This window comes from Phycisphaerales bacterium (assembly GCA_040217175.1).
Classification (GTDB): Bacteria; Planctomycetota; Phycisphaerae; order Phycisphaerales; family UBA1924; genus JAHCJI01.
Genome location: JAVJNT010000002.1, coordinates 1,600,715 through 1,616,268, shown reverse-complemented (window position 1 = coordinate 1,616,268; position 15,554 = coordinate 1,600,715). Strand labels below are relative to the sequence as shown.

Here is a 15,554-nt window from a genome sequence, read left to right as displayed (position 1 = left end):
GCCGGGGGCGCCGAACCGCACCGGCCACGCGCGTGGGGCGGCCGGGCGGAGAACGGATCCCGCGCGATTCGAACGGAGGCGCCCGATGGGCACCAACATGCCCCAGGACCGGGGCGACGCACTCTCGTGGGTCGAGCAGCACCTCGATCCGTGGACGGAGAACCAGGCCGCGATCGACCTGAGTGCTGATCAGGTCGCGGCCATAACCCTTTTGGCGCAGACGGCGCGCACGAAGCTGACCGAGGCGGGCGAGGCGAGATCGGCCGCGAAGGCCGCGACCGCCGCGTGGCACGAGGCGGCCGACCAGATGAAGTCGTACGCCAGCGACCTGATCCTGGAGCTGAAGTCCTACGCGCGTGGCGAGGGCGGCGACGTCGTCTACCAGCTCGCCCAGATCAGCAAGCGCGCCGACCCCAGCGAGGCGCCCCCGCCCAGCGTGCCCAGCGACCTGCGCAGCACGGTGACCAACGAGGGCGGCGTCAAGCTCAACTGGAAGGGCAAGGGCCCGACCGGCACGCGCTACCACGTCGTGCGGCAGCTGCCCGGCGAGCTCGCGTTCTCCTTCATCGGCGACACGAGCGACAAGGTGTTTACCGACGACACCGTGCCCAGCGGGGCGACGCCGGTGGTCTACCAGATCATCGCCGTGCACACGGACAACCGCGTGCCCGGCGAGCCGATGGTCGTGCGCTTCGGCGCGGGCAATCAGGGCCAGCAGGGCGAGCAGGCGGCGTAGGGCCGCGCGAGCGACCCTGGCTCGATGCTCCGCAACGACGACCGGGACGCCGCCCGTAGGGCCACGCTTCCCGGTCGTCGCTGCGTTGGCGCGCGTCGGTCAGCCGCAGCCCGCGTCGAACGCGTTCTGGAACGCCAGGAAGTCGAAGATGGTCAGCGAGCCGTCGCCGTCGAAGTCGGCGCGCGGGTCGCCGGCGTCGAAGAGGTTCTGGAACTCGAGGAAGTCGAAGATGGTGAGCTCGCCGTCGCCGTCGAGATCGGCCGCGCACGCCGAGGACCGGCCGTAGACGACGATGGCCTTGCCCGGCCCCGTGCCCGAGCCCACGTTGACGACGCCCACGAGCAGGTCGTCGCGGCCGTCGTGGTTGAGGTCGCCGGCCGCCGACACGCTGCGACCCACGCCCTCGCCGGCCACGCTGGCCGCGAAGCGGAAGCCGTCGGACCCGTCGAGCCCGGTGAGGTTCAGCGTGCTCGGGAAGGCGTCGCGGCTGCCGAAGACGACGTAGACCTCTCCCGAGAACATGCCCGAGGGCCCGGCCGCGTACGCATCGCTCACGGCCACGTCGTCGATCCCGTCGCCGTTGACGTCGCCGATGGCCGCCACGTCGCTCCCGCCGAAGGCCCGCAGCCACAGGCCGTCCGTGCCGTCGAGTGCGCCCAGGTCGACCTCGGCCGGGAAGCCGTCGTCGCGTCCGAAGACGACGAAGGCGCCGGCGAACGTGCCGATCAGCACGTCGTCGATCCCGTCGCCGTTGAAGTCGCCCGCCGTATCGACGAAGCGCCCGATGTGGTTGAACGGGCTGGCCTGGGGCGCGGTGAGCCTGAAGCCGTTGGTCCCGTTGAGCGATCGCACGCTGATCGAGGACGCACTCGCGGCCGGCCTGCCGAAGACCACGTAGCACTCGCCGTAGTACGTGTCGACGTCGGGCGCGCTCAAGACGAGGTCTGTCAGGCCATCGCCGTTCACGTCCCCGGCCGAAGCCACGGCGAAGCCGGCATCGCCCTCGAGGTCGCCGCCGTTGATGGCGTACCCATCGTCCCGCGGAAGGACCGGACCGAGCGGCTCCCGGGCGTCGAACGCGGCCCCGCTCGCTGCGTCGCGGCCGAAGATCACGTAGCCCGCGCCCGGGCAGCAGCGGTAGTACCCGCCCGAGTAGCTTCCGGTGCCGCGGCCGGGCACGCCGACGATGACGTCGCCGATGCCGTCGCCGTTGGTGTCGCCCGCCGACGAGACCGATCGGCCGGCGTTGTCGGCGTCGTCGACGCCCGTGAGCACGAACCCATCGGAGCCGTCGAGATCATCGAGGGACGAGCGCGGCTCGAAGACGCCGTCCTGGCGTCCGAAGACCACGTAGGCCTTCCCGGCGAATCCGGCGATGCCCGGGAACGTCGCGCGGTCGGCACCGATGATGGCATCGCCCACGCCGTCGCCGTTGACGTCGCCCGCGCCGGCGACGGCCCAGCCGGCTCGCTCCCCGCCGAACGCGCCGCGCACGCCTTCGAGGGCGAAGCCATTGCTGCCGTTGAGGCCCGAAGCCTCGAACACCGCCGGGAAGCCGGCCGCCGAACCGAACACGACGTAGGCCTTGCCGGCCAGGGGCTCTCCGGCCGGGCTGGCATTGGGCGCGCCGATGATGGCGTCGTCGATCCCGTCGCCGTTGAAATCGTGCAGGGCGCCGACGGACAGGCCGAACGTGTCTCCCGAGTCGACACCATCGATGACGAATCCGATCTCGCCGTCGATCTCGTCGGTCTGCAGCACGGCCGGGAAGGGCTCGCTCAGCGGCCCCTGGGCCAAGGCCGATGCCGGAAGGCCGGCGACCACCATGAGCACCGTCGCACGCCCGCTCGTTCGTCCCATGATCATCGCATGCCTCCCTTGCAAGGTGCTCCATCGGTGCGCCGACCCAATGGACGAGGCGCCATCGGGGCGAACGAGCGAGCGGACGGCCGCCTAGCCGCAGCCCGCGTCGAACGCGTTCTGGAACGCCAGGAAGTCGAAGAGCGTGAGGTCACCATCGCCGTCGAAGTCGGCTCGCGGGTCGCCCGTGGCGAACAGGTTCTGGAACTCGAGGAAGTCAAAGATGGTCAGCTCGCCGTCGCCGTCGAGGTCGGCCGGGCACGAGCGGCGGCCGAAGACCACGTAGGCCCCGATGTCGTTGTCGCCAGTGATCTGGTCGCGCGTACCGATCAACAGGTCGGCGTTGCCGTCGTCGTTGACGTCGCCCGCGGCCGAGACGACAGAACCAACGCCGTCGTTCTCAACGCTGCCATCGATGCGGAACCCGTTTTCGCCGTCGAGCATGAGCAGATCGAGTTCCGCCGCAAACCCGTCGCGGCTCCCGAACACGACGTACACGGCCCCTGCACGCATGCCGGCCCCCGTCGTCGCGAGCCAGTCGCCTACGGCGATGTCATCGACCCCGTCGCCATTGAAGTCGCCGATGCCGGCCACGTCGGAAGTCCGCGTACCGGTCAATCGGAATCCGTCGGTGCCATCGAGGTCCTCGAGGATGACGTCGGCCGGGAATCCATCGGTCCGGCCGAAGACCACGAACGCGCCGTCGTATCGCGAGTTCACGATCACATCATCCACGCCGTCGCCGTTCAGATCACCGGCAGTGTCCACGTCGTCGGCGGAAAAAGTGAAACCCACAAACGGAACGGTCCGGATCGTGAATCCGTTCGTGCCGTCGATGTCCCGCACGTTGAACGACGACGCCGATCCCGTCGGCTGGCCGAAGATCACGTGCGTCGCGCCGTAGTACGTGCGATACTCCGGCGCGCTGACGAGTACGTCTTCGAATCCGTCGCCGTTGACGTCGCCCGCGCTGGCGACGGCACCGCCAAGGTTGCCCCGGACGTCCTCGCCGAAGACGGCAAATCCGTCGTCCTGCGCGTCCGGATCGAACACGAGCTCGGCCGGGAAGCTCGCCCCGCCGGCGACGTCGCGCCCGTAGATGACGTACGCCTCGCCCGGGCAGCAGTAGTAGTACGGGTAGTAGCCGCCGCCCCCATACGTGCCCTCGCCGCCGCCGCGCACCCCGATGAGGACGTCGTCGAAGCCGTCGCCGTTGATGTCGCCCGCAGACGACACGGCGTCGCCGTTGTTATCGCCCTTGTCGAGGCCCGGCACGACAAACCCGGTGTCACCGTCGAGGTCCGCCAGACGAACGGCGGGATCGAATGCGCCATCGCCGCGGCCGAACACGACGTAGCTCGCGCCGGCATTCGTCCGGACGTAACGCTCGCCGGCACGGGGCGCCCCGATGATGGCATCGGCCACGCCGTCACCGTTCAAGTCGCCCGCGCCCGCGACGGCGGTACCGGCCCGCTCGCCGCGGCCCGTCGGGCCGGGCTCCCGGGAGCCCTGGGCAACGAACCCGTTGGTCCCGTCGAGTAATGCGGCATCGACGATCGCAGGAAACCCGGTCGCCGATCCGAAGAAGACGAACGCCGCACCGCCAGCGGGATTCATGCCATCCGGGTTGGCGAAGGGCGCCCCGACGATCACGTCGTCGACGCCGTCACCGTTGATATCGCCGAGCGCACCAACGGACCAGCCAAGCCGATCCGATGCCAAGACGCTGTCGATCCGGAACCCGATCTGGCCGTCGAGGTCCGCCAACTCCAGGATCGGCGGGAACGGCTCACCGAGCGGCCCCTGGGCAAGCAGCTCGCTGGCGGTGATCGCAAGGCCGCAAACCGCGACGATAGACGAGATAGCGGTGGTTCCCGTGGTACGCATCATTGCTGACTCCCCTTCCCGCGCGCACGAACACACGCGTCTTCCCACGGTTATACCACGAGAATACGGCAATGTTGCAAGCGTTTCGCGAAAGTTTCGGTGGCCGATCAGCCTTCGACGAGCTTCAGCGCCACGAGGTCCTGCACGTCGAGCAACCCCACCGGCCTTCCATCACCGTCCACGATCGGCACCTCGTCCTGTCGATGCTCGAGCACGAGCGCCACCGCGTCGCGCGCGAGCGCGTCGCTGTTGATCGTGCGCGGCTGCCTCGTCATGACCTCTGCGATGGGGCGATCGAGCTCCGTACGGTCGCGCAGGACCAGCCTTCGCAGGTCGCCGTCGGTGAAGATGCCGGTCAGCACGCCGCGATCGTCCACCAGCAAGATCGCGCCGGGCCGGCGGCCGCTCTTGAGTTGCACGGCGTGCTGGGCCTCGATGACGCTCACGCGCTCGGGCGCCACGGGCAGGTGGTCGTCGATGGTGCAGCGGGCAATGTCCATGACCGGGCGCAACGCCCCGCCGAGCGCACCGCCGGGGTGGCGTCTCGCAAAGTCGGCGTCGGTGAATCCACGACGCGCCGCCGCCGAGATCGCCAGCGCATCGCCGAGCGCCAGCGTCGCGGTCGTCGAGGCCGTGGGCGCACTAAAGCGTGGATGCAACGCCTCGTGCTTCAGGCCGAGGTACAGCGGCACGGTGGCGAGGCGGCTGAGCGGGTCGGGCGCACTGCCGGCCTCCGGTTTCCTGCCGGTGATGGTGATGATCTTGAGTCCGTCCTGACGCAGCAGCCCGCACAGCGCCACGACCTCGGCGGTCTTGCCGCTGAAGCTCAGCGCGAGCACGAGATCGCTCGGCCGGAAGCGCCCAAGGTCGCCGTGGGCCGCCTCGGTCGGGTGCACGAGGTGGCTGGGGATGCCCAGGCTTGCCATCGTCGCGCTGATCTTGGCGCCCACGTGCCCGCTCTTGCCGAGCCCGGTCACCAGCACCGTGCCGCCGGCCCGCGCGCACGCATCGATCATCTCGACCGCCTTGGCGAAGCCATCCGGAAGCTCCGCGAGCGCGCCGACCGCCTCGGCCTCTTCCCTGAGGAGCCGGCTGGCCAATTCGAGATGCTCGGTGGTCTCGGGCGTCGTCATGCTCGTCATCGGTGAGGGTATGACGCAGGACCCGCCCTAGAGTCGCCTATGGACGCCACCGGCCCCGCCATCGCCGTCGACGCCTTCGAGGGGCCGATGGACCTGCTCCTGCACCTCGTCCGCGTGCATGAGGTCGACATCCACGACATCCCCGTGGCCCTCATCGCCGAACGCTACATGGAGGCCATCAGCGACCTGTCGACCATCGACATCGACACCGCGGGCGAGTTCCTGGTCATGGCCGCGACGCTGGCAGAGATCAAGAGCCGCGTCGTCGCCGCCGAGAACCTGAGCCCAGAAGAAGTCGAAGCAGCCAAGCGGCAGCACGCCAAAGAAGACAAGCAGCCCGAGGACCCACGGGCCGAGCTCGTCCGCCAGCTCCTCGAGTACAAGCGCCTGCGCGACCGCGCCGACGCGCTCGAGCAGCGCCTCGAGCAGTGGCAGGCCCGCGCCCGCGTCGCCCCAGCACTCCGCCCCTCGCGCGACGAGGACGAGGAAGACCTGGCGCTCGACATCGACGACCTGTCGCTGACCGACCTCGTCGAAGCCTTCGATCGCATCGCCAGCGCCATCCAGTTCGACCGCCTGGGCGAGCACACCGTCACCGACGACGACACGCCCATCGAATTGCATCAGGCCGACGCCATCGACCGCCTCGAACGCGCCCGCGAAGAGACCGGCCAGCCCAGCCTGCCCCTCAGCGCCCTCTTCACCGGCCGCACCCGCGGCGAGGCCATCGGCATGTTCCTGGGCATCCTCGAACTCATCCGCAACGTCCGCCTCCGGGCATGGCGCGGCGAGCCGACCGGCGACGAGCCCGGGCAGGTGTGGCTGGGGTTGGTCGAGGGGCAGGCGCCCCAACGCGAGCACGTCGGCGACTGAACGGCATCGACGCAAGCGATCGGGAATGCCCGCACTAATCTCCAATCCCGCGTATCATCGCCCATGTCCACGCCACCCCCCAGCGGCCCGTGCCCCCTGGGAACGCGTACCACCACGCGGCTGCTGGATGACCTGCGAGATCCGGCCAACGCCGCCGCATGGGAAGGCTTCGACGCCCGATACCGCCCGATCCTGATCGCCCTGGCCCGCAAGCGAGGGTTTGCGCCCGACGACGCCGCCGAGATCGCCCAGCAGACGCTCGCCGAGTTCGCGCGGGCCTACGCCCAAGGCCGGTACGAGCGCGGCCGGGGTCGGCTGAGCTCCTGGCTCATCGGCATTGCTGGCAACGTTGCGCGCAGCCTGCGTCGCGCGGGCAACCGCCACGGCGCTCACGCGCACGGAGACTGGGGCGACGACGCCGTCCTCCACGACGAGTGGCGCCGCGAACGCGAGCGTGCGATCATCGCCCGCGCGCTGGCGATCATCCGCGACGAGGGACGCACCCGGGACGAGACCCTGCGCGCCTTCGAGCTGTTCGCCATCCGCGGCGTGCCGGCGGCCGAAGTCGCCCGACAGTGCGGCCTGAGCGTCGACGCCGTGTACGTCGCGAAGAACCGGCTGACCGGTCGCCTGCGCGAGCTCATTCGCGAACTGACCATCGCCTACGACGAGGACGAGTGATGGGCCGCTGCCCGACCGCCTCGGTCCTCGAATCACTGGCGACGGATCGCGACGGGCCGCGCCACGTCACCCGCCACGTCGCTCGCTGCCAGGCGTGCCGACGGTACGTCGAGCAGTGTCGCGAGAACGATCGGTTCCTCGCCAGCGCGGGCGACGACCTCGCCCGCGCTTTCGACGCCAAAGACGATGCGCTCGCCAAGCCCAAGGCGCCGCTGCCCGAGACCGTCCCGGGCTTCCGCATCGTCGAGGAGATCAGCCGCGGCGGGCAGGGTGTGGTCTACCGCGCGATGCAGGAGCGCCCGAGCCGGCCCGTGGCCATCAAGATGCTCCTTGGCGGCGCCTTCGCCACGCCGCGGCAGCTCCGCCGGTTCGAGCGCGAGATCGAGCTGGCAGCCCAGCTCCGCCACCCCAACATCGTGTCGGTGTACCAGTCCGGATCCTCCACCGACGGGGGCCGCTACGTCGCCATGGAGTTCGTGCGGGGCGTCGCGCTCGACCGGTTCGTCCGCGAGACGCTGGGCCCGGCGCACCCGGGCTCGAGGTCGCGCACCGACGCGGTGATGCGGCTCGGGCTCCAGGTCGCCCGGGGCGTCGGACACGCCCACGCGGCGGGCGTGATCCACCGTGATCTCAAGCCCAGCAACGTGCTCGTCGACGAGCAGGGCGTGCCGCGTGTGCTCGACTTCGGGCTCGCGCGGTCGTCGGCCGACCCACGCGACGCCGCCGTCACGCAGGAGTTCGCCGGCACGCCCGCCTACGCCGCGCCCGAACGCCTCGATGAACATCCCGAGGACGCGGGCGCTCCCGGAGACGTCTACTCGCTAGGCATGGTGCTGTACCAGCTCCTGACCGACTGCATGCCCTATCCGTGCGACGGGTCGATGCGCCTGGTGGCCCAGCACGCCGCGCACACGACCCCCACGCCGCTGCGCCGCCACGTCCCCAAGCTACCCGGCGACGTCGAAACCATCATCCTCCGCTGCTTGGCCAAGGAACCCCACCGCCGATATGCCAGCGCCGCTGCGCTCGCCGAAGACATCGACAGCTACCTGCACGGCTATCCGATCGCTGCACGACGCGAAAGCACGGCCTACGTCGTTCGGAAGCTGCTGCTCCGCAATCGTGCCGCGACCATCGCCGTTGCGCTCGTCGCGGTCACCACGCTCGTGGCGGCGGTCGGCTTCGCGCTGCTGGCGGCCGATCTCGACCGCTCGCGTCGCGACGCCGAGGCAACACTCTCGGAGAGCAACGTCCAGCGTGCGCGCCTCATGGCCGCCGTCGGAGACGCCGACCGCGCCGAGGCCATCCTGTGGGCCGAGGCCATGCGTAACGGCCTCGACACCGGGCCGAACCTCTGCCTCGAAGGAACGGCCGAGCAACTCCGTTCGGCGTGGTCGCTCGCGGAGTTCTACGCCTCGCGTCCGCGGATCATGCGTCGCCGGACGCAGGCGCGCTGCGTTGCGATCGGATTCGACCCCGACGGCCTGGTCTGGGCCATCGATGCAACGGGCACGAGATTCGCCTGGGGCCTCGAGGGCAGGCTTGCTTCGATGCAGGCATTGTTCGACGATGAGCACACCGTCGACGCGACCTTTGCGAGCGCGAACGGACGCTTCAGCGTCGGCCTCGGCGGTGGTGTCGCCGTCTTGCGAGATGCCCATGCGCTCGGACCAATCGCACAGATAGTTTGCGACGCAGAAGGGTCACATGCATTCATGACCGTGAGCAACGACGGCCGCTTCCTCGCGAGTCACAATGAAGGCGGATCGGGTCAGGTGTTCGTCCGAAACGTATACGAACCGTCGCACGCGATGCTGCTCGGCAGAAACATCCCGTTCATCACGCTCAGCGAGCACGATGGTGGCCCAACGCTCCTTGCCGGACACGCATCGCCCGGCCGCCGGATCACGATGCACCGGCCGCCGGACTGGAGTGAGACCTCCTCTATCTCACTCGGAGCCGACGCCCACCTCGACCCGAAGCAGCCGGCCCGATGCCTGATGCTCTCCCCGGACGGCCGCCTGCTGGCGGCAACCATCGACAACACCATAATGCTCTTCGACGCCACGGGAACCCCAACGCCGCTGGAACTCCGCAAGACCGACACGAAGGAGGTCGACAGGCTCGCCTTCGGCCCCCGGGGAAGCACGCTCTACGCGATCGATCGCTTCGGCGTGCTCGTGCCACTGTCCCTGCCCACGCTAGAGCCACGCGGCCGCATCGACACCGGCCGGCGGTCCCTCGCGATGGCGATCGACGAACGGTCGGGACTCGTGGCGATCTCGCACGAGGGCTCGGACGTCGCCGTCTACGACACCCTCGATCGGCCGTGGCTGGAGCGCCTCGAGACGAGCGACACGACGCACGCGTCGATCGCCTGCGCCGCCGATGGCGCCCTGGCGTGGGGCGACGATCGCGGCAGCCTGTTCATCAAGCCGCCGGGCCAGCGGGACGCGATCGAGGTCGAGGACGCCCACGCTGGCGTCATCACCTCCGTTGCGTTCTCCGCCGACGGCTCGTCCATCCTGACCGCCGGGTTCGACGGGCGCGTCGTGATCTGGAACCGCAACGGCGAGCACGTTCGCCTCATCGCTGAAGGGCTCCCACGTCTGTGGAGCGCGCGCTTCAGCCCCGACGACGCGTGGATCGCCGTCGGCGCCGCGGACGGGTTCGTTCGCATCTGGCAGAATATGGCCGGCGCCGACGCACGCGTGATTGGCTTCGAGGCGTCGCGCATCCCGATGATCCGCTTCAGCCCCGATGGCCGGCACCTGCTGTGCGCCGCCGTCGCGGAACACCAGCACGCCGTCATGCTCGACGTCGCAACGGGTCACGAAGTCGGCAGGTTCAACGGCCATCACGACTTCGTCAGGGCCGTCGCCTGGTCTCCCGACGGCTCGCGGATCGCCGTCGCATCAGACGATCGCACGATCCGGCTATGGGATGCGACCACCGGCCGGCCGCTGGGCACCATCCCCGGCCTGCCGTGGGGCGCGTACGACCTGGCGTTCCACCCGGCGGGCGACGTGCTCTTCGTCGTCGGGCCCGGAGGGTCGGTCATCGTCTGCGATCCGCAGGCAGGCACCGAGATCGCCAGGCTCCCGGTGCACGACCGCTCGGTATTTTCGATCGCCTTCGGCCGCGATGGCAGCACGATGCTGACCTCGGGCGAGGACGCATGGATCGGCGTGAGCGACCTCGACCGCCTGCGCGCCTACATCCGCGGCAACGAAGCATACTGGCGCGACGACGAACCGCAGACACGGGAACCATCGGCGTTGCGCTAGTGCGATGCCCCACCGTTGCGGCGTCGGGCCAGCAATGCGAAGAGCCCAAACAAGACGAGCGAGTCGAACGCGAACACGCCGATGAGCAGCCAGCTCGGTCGCCCGCTGCCGATGCTCACCATGACGCCGATCGCGATCGACGCAAGCACGAGCAAGGCCCCTCCGAGCACCAGGAACGCGATCATCGACCGCATGACGACCTCCGAACCCACCATCCCGTGTCCGTCCCGCAAAAGCCACGCCCCCGCATCGAACGGGGGCGCGGCGTGGAGAGAGGAGGACCCAGCCCGCCTCGTTACGGGCAACCCACCGCAAACGCGTTCTGGAAGCACAGGAAGTCGAACAGCGTCAGCGAGCCATCCTCGTCGCAGTCGGCGGTGGGCGAACCGGTCGCGAAGAGGTTCTGGAACGCCAGGAAGTCGAACAGCGTCAGTGCCCCGTCGCCGTCCAGGTCGGCGTAGCACGGCTCGGCGAAGTCCGGAAGCACCGTCACGGGGTCGAAGAAGCGGACCTCATCCATGCCCTGCGTGCTGATGTCCAGAGCGCTCAGCGGGCCGGCCGGCGGGGCACCCTCAACCAGCACGCGCACCTCGTGTACGTCGAACTCGTGTCCGCTGGCCATCCGGAACAGCGTGAGATCCGGGTAGCACATCACGAAGCACGGCGTCGGCCCGCCGAGCTTGCCGATCTTGGACGGCCAGTGCGATGCCCCGCCGGCGATGCCCTGCAGCCCGGACTCCTGATGCACCAGCGTCCCGGATGCGTCGTAGGCCTGGAACGTGTACGTCTCGTCGCCCACGCCCGTGAAGTCGGGCCGAACCGCCACGAGCATCGGGTCATCTACCCACGGGTCGAAGATCGTCTTGCCCGTGGGGATGCTCACCGGCCCGACCTCGAAGGAGCACACGGTCATGCACGCGACGAACGGGTCCACGACCGACACGTCCGTGCCGATGGACGCCGACTCGACGCCGCCCAGCTCCATGCGCACGTGCTCGCCCGGAAGCCCTGGCGCATAGCACAGATCTGCCATGCCGTCGCCGGTGACGTCGGTGGCGTAGATGGAGCCTCCCGACTGCACGCCACCGGTGTTGATGGCCTTGAAGGGAACGCCGATCCGCGAGACAACGTCATCGCCGACCACTCTTGGATCGGTGCTTGCGTCGCCGATGAAGACCGAAGGCGTGCGCTCCAGCGCGTCGAACGCGATACCCGTCGAGCCGGTAGTGAGAATGCTCACGCTAAGCGGAGGCTCGGGGGAAATCGTGACCGATGCCGGCTGGATCCAGATCTCGTCGCCTCGAAGGCCCGCCCCGCCTCCGGAGGGTCGCACCATGCTGAAGCCGATCGATCCCCCGTAGTCCCAGCTCTTTGTCACGCCGGTCTCGAAGTTTTCTCCCGCGCAGGAAAACCGGGCGAAGAAATTGAACATCTTTTTGAGCCACTTCCACTCCCGACCATCGCCCGGGTCGGTGAACAGCACCGAACCCGATGTCTGGTCTTCGAGCGTACCGACGAAGTTTCCTTCATGGAACACGAGCACGTTGAACAGGTCGAGGTCCGGGTTGTCCGAGATCACCTCGAGCACTGCTTCGTTGGGTGTAGCCGGGTTGTTGCGGAACACGAGACGATCCGTCGTCGTCGCTCCATGAAACGCGATCTCGACCGTTGGATCGACCTCGTCGCCGGTCGACAGCACCCGGAAACTCGCCGCACCGCCCATCGTGAGATCGCCCAGCTCGATCGACAGCCCCCCATCGCCGTACGCGATGACCTCGTCGCTTTCGGTGCTCACCACCACGTCCCCGATGGGCGTGATCGCGAACCCGCCCAGCGTCGGAAGCCCGAACCCCGACTCGGTACCCAGCGACATCGCCACATGGCTGTCGGGGAAGCCGATGCTCGCGAGTTCGAGGAATTCCGTCTCGATCCCGCACAGCGGCGCGCGCAAGTACGTCGGCGCCGACTGACCAAGACCGTTGAATCCGAGAGACAGCAACGCATCGTCACCGCCAGCGCTCGCCCGTCGCGAGGGCGTATCTAGCTCGACCGTGAATGCCGTGCCCTCGGGCACGAACACGTCGGGTAGCTCGGCCGTGAAGAACTCCCTGCGAGCCCCCGCCGGAACCAGCACCGTCTTCTCGGCCAGCACCGTGCGGCCCGCGTAAGGATCGGTCGGGCTGCCCGCGACGATCCGTACGTGGCACGGCCACTCGCCGCCCGTGTTGCGGGTCACGCCGAACGTCACGCACGAGATGGTCAGGTCGTGGGACGCGATAAAGCCGCGCGCGATCTGGGTATCAACGTTCGACGAAAGATCGCCGCACCACACGGCCGAGCCGTCCTCGATCACGTCGGGTTCGGTCGACTGGGTCAGCACCTGGGTGCCGCACTGCGCGTTCGCGTGCTGACCGGCCACCATGATGACCGACGCACCCGCAAGCACGCCCACCGGGCATGCCGACCCTGCAAGGGCGACGAACGCCCCCATCGCCACGCCGCCACGCCGGGCATGGCGTCCGATCGCTCGATCCACGAATGAGCCGGTTCCCCGGCTCGCCGACAGGTTCGTTGCCTTCTTCACGTGAAAACTCCCGAGTAGTCCATCCTCCGGCGGTGCGGACTGCACTGCCTCTCACGAAGGACTTGCCGGCTCGGGAGCGGATCTAACGGGTTGGTCGAAGATTTTTCTGGCGGGCCCTGGGCGCTCTCGTGGCGGGCGTTTCCTACTCGCACCCCGCATCGAACTCGTTCTGGAACGCAAGGAAATCGAACAGCGTCAGATCGCCGTCGCCGTCGAAGTCGGCGGCCGGGTCGCCGGCATCGAACAGGTTCTGGAATGCCAGGAAGTCGAACAGCGTGAGCTCGCCGTCACCGTCGAGGTCGGCGCGGCAGTCGTCGCCGCCGGGCTGCCACACGACGAAGCCGTCGGGCTGGCTGCCCGGGGTCATCACGATGTCACCGATCTGCGTGATGTCGCCCGTGTCCTCGATGCGGAAGCTGTAGATGCCGCTCATGCCGTCGAACACCGTCGAGTTGTCCGTGACGAACAGGAAGTTGCCCGCCGGCAGCGCCAGCGTGCCGACCGTGCCGAGCGTGCCCTGGCTGCCCACGTCGAACGACACGCCCAGCGCCGTCAGCGCCCCCGTCTCGCTGTCGGTCGAGAAGCCCTGCACCGTCGCGTCGCGGCCGTGGCCGGCGTACACGAACCGGTTGTCGGGGCTCACCGTCACCCAAGCGGGCGAGTCGCCCGGGCTGGCGAACGGCGCACCGGGCATGAAGCTCAGGTCGCCCCCCGGCCCCACGCGGAAGCCAAGCACGTCGCTACCCGTGCCGCTGATGCCACCGCCGGCGTACAGCCACTCGCCGTTGGGCGCCAGCCACATGTCCAGCGCAAAGTTCGGCGCGGTGAACACGAAGCCAACCTCCGCAAGCGCGCCAGCCGCGTCGACCTCGTACGCCGTCACGTTGGCCGAGCCGCCGCCGAAGTCCGAGTCCTGCACGAAGAGACGCCGCCGCTCGTGGTCGGCCTCGATGTTCGTGATGAACGTGCCTTCGGCGGTGATGTCGGTCTGCACGAGCGAGCCGGTCATGGGCGAGGCCCCCGGCGTATACCGGTAGACGCGGGCGAACGAGTCGCCCAGGCTCGACTCGGCCACCGCGATGTACTCGTCGTCGATCCACGCCATCCCCAGCGGCGCGTTGGGCACGCTGAAGGTATCCAGGATCTGCATCGTGCCGTCGACGTCGATCTCGATGATCGTGAGCTGCTCGGGGTCGAGCGCCGTCGCGTGGCCCGTCGCCAGGAACCGGCCGCCGGCCGAGAGCGCGATGCCCTCGATGTTCGTGCCCGGCAGCGAGCCCGAACCCGCCGGCCGCTCGTCGATGACGAGATAGTCAACCTGCACCAGTGCGCCCGAGGCATCAGGCTGCAGGCTGGTGACGGCGCCGAGCAAGTTGCCGTTGTTGCCGACGAAGACCGTCGGGTCGGCGGCCTGGCCAAGCGCGGCCGAGCCGCAGGCGAGCAGGAGCGAAACAGTCGAGAGGCGTCCGGTGGGCATGGGTCGAGTCTCCTTGGATGGGGTCACGCTACAGCGTACCCAGGCGCGTGGAATCGGCCGCCCAACGTCAGCCGAATACCGCTCCAAGATTCTTGTTCGTTCCCGGATTTACCGCTATCGGACGTCGAACGTCGCGGCGACGACTACCCGACCGCCTCAGCCACGTCCGCGGGCTCGCCCACCGGCGCGATGATCTCCCCCACGCTGTACGTCACGGCCTTGCCCGCCAGCAGGACACGCTCGCCCTGGTCGGTGGTCGCCACGTCGCAGCGCAGCTCGCCCCCGCGCTTGGAGACCTGCCGCGCAGCAAGCCGGCTCTTGCCGAGCCGCTTCGCCCAGTACGGCGCGAGCGCGCAATGCGCACTGCCGGTCACCGGGTCCTCGTCGACGCCCGCCCGAGGAGCAAAGAACCGGGACACGAAGTCGTGGCTCGCGCCCGGCGCCGTCGCGATCACGCCGTGGGCCTCGATCGCCGCCAGCTTCTTCATGTCGGGCTCGAGCTCGTGCACGTCCCGCTTGGTGTCGTACACCGCGATGTACAGCGGGTGAGCGTCGTCTCCCACGCCGATGTTCTCCGTCGTACGCAGCAGCTCCGCCGGGCTAGCGCCGAGCGCCTCCACGATCGCCGCGTGCCCATCACAAGCCACCGTCCGCCGCGCCGGGAAGTCCATCACGATCAGGTCGTCGTCGTTCTGTTTCTCGTGCCACACGGTCAAGGGCCCGCTCAGGCTCTCGAACGTCAGCCGCTCCACGACCTCGTCGAGATGGTTCCACAGCACGTGCGCCGCCGCCAGCGTCGCATGGCCGCACAGGGGCACCTCGACGGTCGGCGTGAACCAACGCAGCCGCCGATCTGCTTCGTCGTCGCTCGCCGGCCCCACGAACACCGTCTCGCTCAGGTTCTGCTCGGCGGCCACCCGCTTCATGACCGCTTCGCTCGGCCATTGCTCGATGGGCACGACCACGGCCGGATTGCCGCCGAACACGCTGGCAGTAAAGGCATCGACGTGGAAGATCTTCATGCGGG

General features: G+C 69.0%; 11 protein-coding genes. 4 read left to right on the top strand and 7 right to left on the bottom strand.

The genetic code is table 11. The features are described 5' to 3' along the window. Nucleotides 1–85 precede the first annotated feature (85 nt). Nucleotides 86–736, top strand: a complete 651-nt coding sequence (locus RIA68_14110) for a hypothetical protein (GenBank protein ID MEQ8318576.1) — start codon at nt 86–88, stop codon at nt 734–736. 99 nt (nt 737–835) lie between these two features. Here the strand turns inward: RIA68_14110 and RIA68_14105 are convergent, their stop codons facing one another. The 3 genes from RIA68_14105 to RIA68_14095 form a co-directional block, all read right to left on the bottom strand. Then, nucleotides 836–2,602 (bottom strand): GC-type dockerin domain-anchored protein, encoded by a 1,767-nt coding sequence (locus tag RIA68_14105; protein MEQ8318575.1) that lies wholly within the window; start codon nt 2,600–2,602, stop codon nt 836–838. A gap of 87 nt (nt 2,603–2,689) precedes the next feature. Continuing rightward, on the bottom strand, nt 2,690–4,483 hold the full coding sequence (locus RIA68_14100; GenBank protein ID MEQ8318574.1) for an integrin alpha: 1,794 nt from the start codon (nt 4,481–4,483) through the stop codon (nt 2,690–2,692). A 107-nt stretch (nt 4,484–4,590) separates the two neighbouring features. Continuing rightward, nucleotides 4,591–5,625, bottom strand: coding sequence for a KpsF/GutQ family sugar-phosphate isomerase (locus tag RIA68_14095; protein MEQ8318573.1), 1,035 nt, complete (start codon nt 5,623–5,625; stop codon nt 4,591–4,593). A 39-nt stretch (nt 5,626–5,664) separates the two neighbouring features. On the opposite strand from RIA68_14095, the gene RIA68_14090 reads away from it, so the two are divergent. From RIA68_14090 to RIA68_14080, 3 genes are all read left to right on the top strand, one after another. Beyond that, nucleotides 5,665–6,498 (top strand): segregation/condensation protein A, encoded by an 834-nt coding sequence (locus RIA68_14090; protein MEQ8318572.1) that lies wholly within the window; start codon nt 5,665–5,667, stop codon nt 6,496–6,498. Nucleotides 6,499–6,561: 63 nt separating this feature from the next. Continuing rightward, the gene (locus tag RIA68_14085) at nt 6,562–7,179 is read left to right on the top strand and encodes a sigma factor (protein ID MEQ8318571.1); all 618 of its coding nucleotides are present in this window, start codon (nt 6,562–6,564) and stop codon (nt 7,177–7,179) included. Next, complete coding sequence (locus RIA68_14080) at nt 7,179–10,466, top strand: protein kinase (protein ID MEQ8318570.1); 3,288 nt, start codon at nt 7,179–7,181, stop codon at nt 10,464–10,466. Before RIA68_14085 ends, RIA68_14080 begins: the two co-directional genes overlap by 1 nt. Here RIA68_14080 and RIA68_14075 read toward each other — a convergent pair. The 4 genes from RIA68_14075 to RIA68_14060 all read right to left on the bottom strand — a co-directional run bounded on the left by RIA68_14075 (nt 10,463) and on the right by RIA68_14060 (nt 15,549). Continuing rightward, on the bottom strand, nt 10,463–10,660 hold the full coding sequence (locus RIA68_14075; protein MEQ8318569.1) for a hypothetical protein: 198 nt from the start codon (nt 10,658–10,660) through the stop codon (nt 10,463–10,465). The genes RIA68_14080 and RIA68_14075 overlap by 4 nt on opposite strands. A 101-nt stretch (nt 10,661–10,761) precedes the next feature. Continuing rightward, nucleotides 10,762–13,050 carry a GC-type dockerin domain-anchored protein gene (locus tag RIA68_14070; protein ID MEQ8318568.1) on the bottom strand — a complete coding sequence of 763 codons (2,289 nt, stop codon included), beginning with the start codon at nt 13,048–13,050 and terminating at the stop codon, nt 10,762–10,764. 142 nt (nt 13,051–13,192) lie between these two features. Beyond that, the gene (locus RIA68_14065; protein ID MEQ8318567.1) at nt 13,193–14,527 is read right to left on the bottom strand and encodes a GC-type dockerin domain-anchored protein; all 1,335 of its coding nucleotides are present in this window, start codon (nt 14,525–14,527) and stop codon (nt 13,193–13,195) included. A gap of 143 nt (nt 14,528–14,670) precedes the next feature. Continuing rightward, nucleotides 14,671–15,549 (bottom strand): PhzF family phenazine biosynthesis protein, encoded by an 879-nt coding sequence (locus RIA68_14060; protein ID MEQ8318566.1) that lies wholly within the window; start codon nt 15,547–15,549, stop codon nt 14,671–14,673. Nucleotides 15,550–15,554 lie beyond the last annotated feature (5 nt).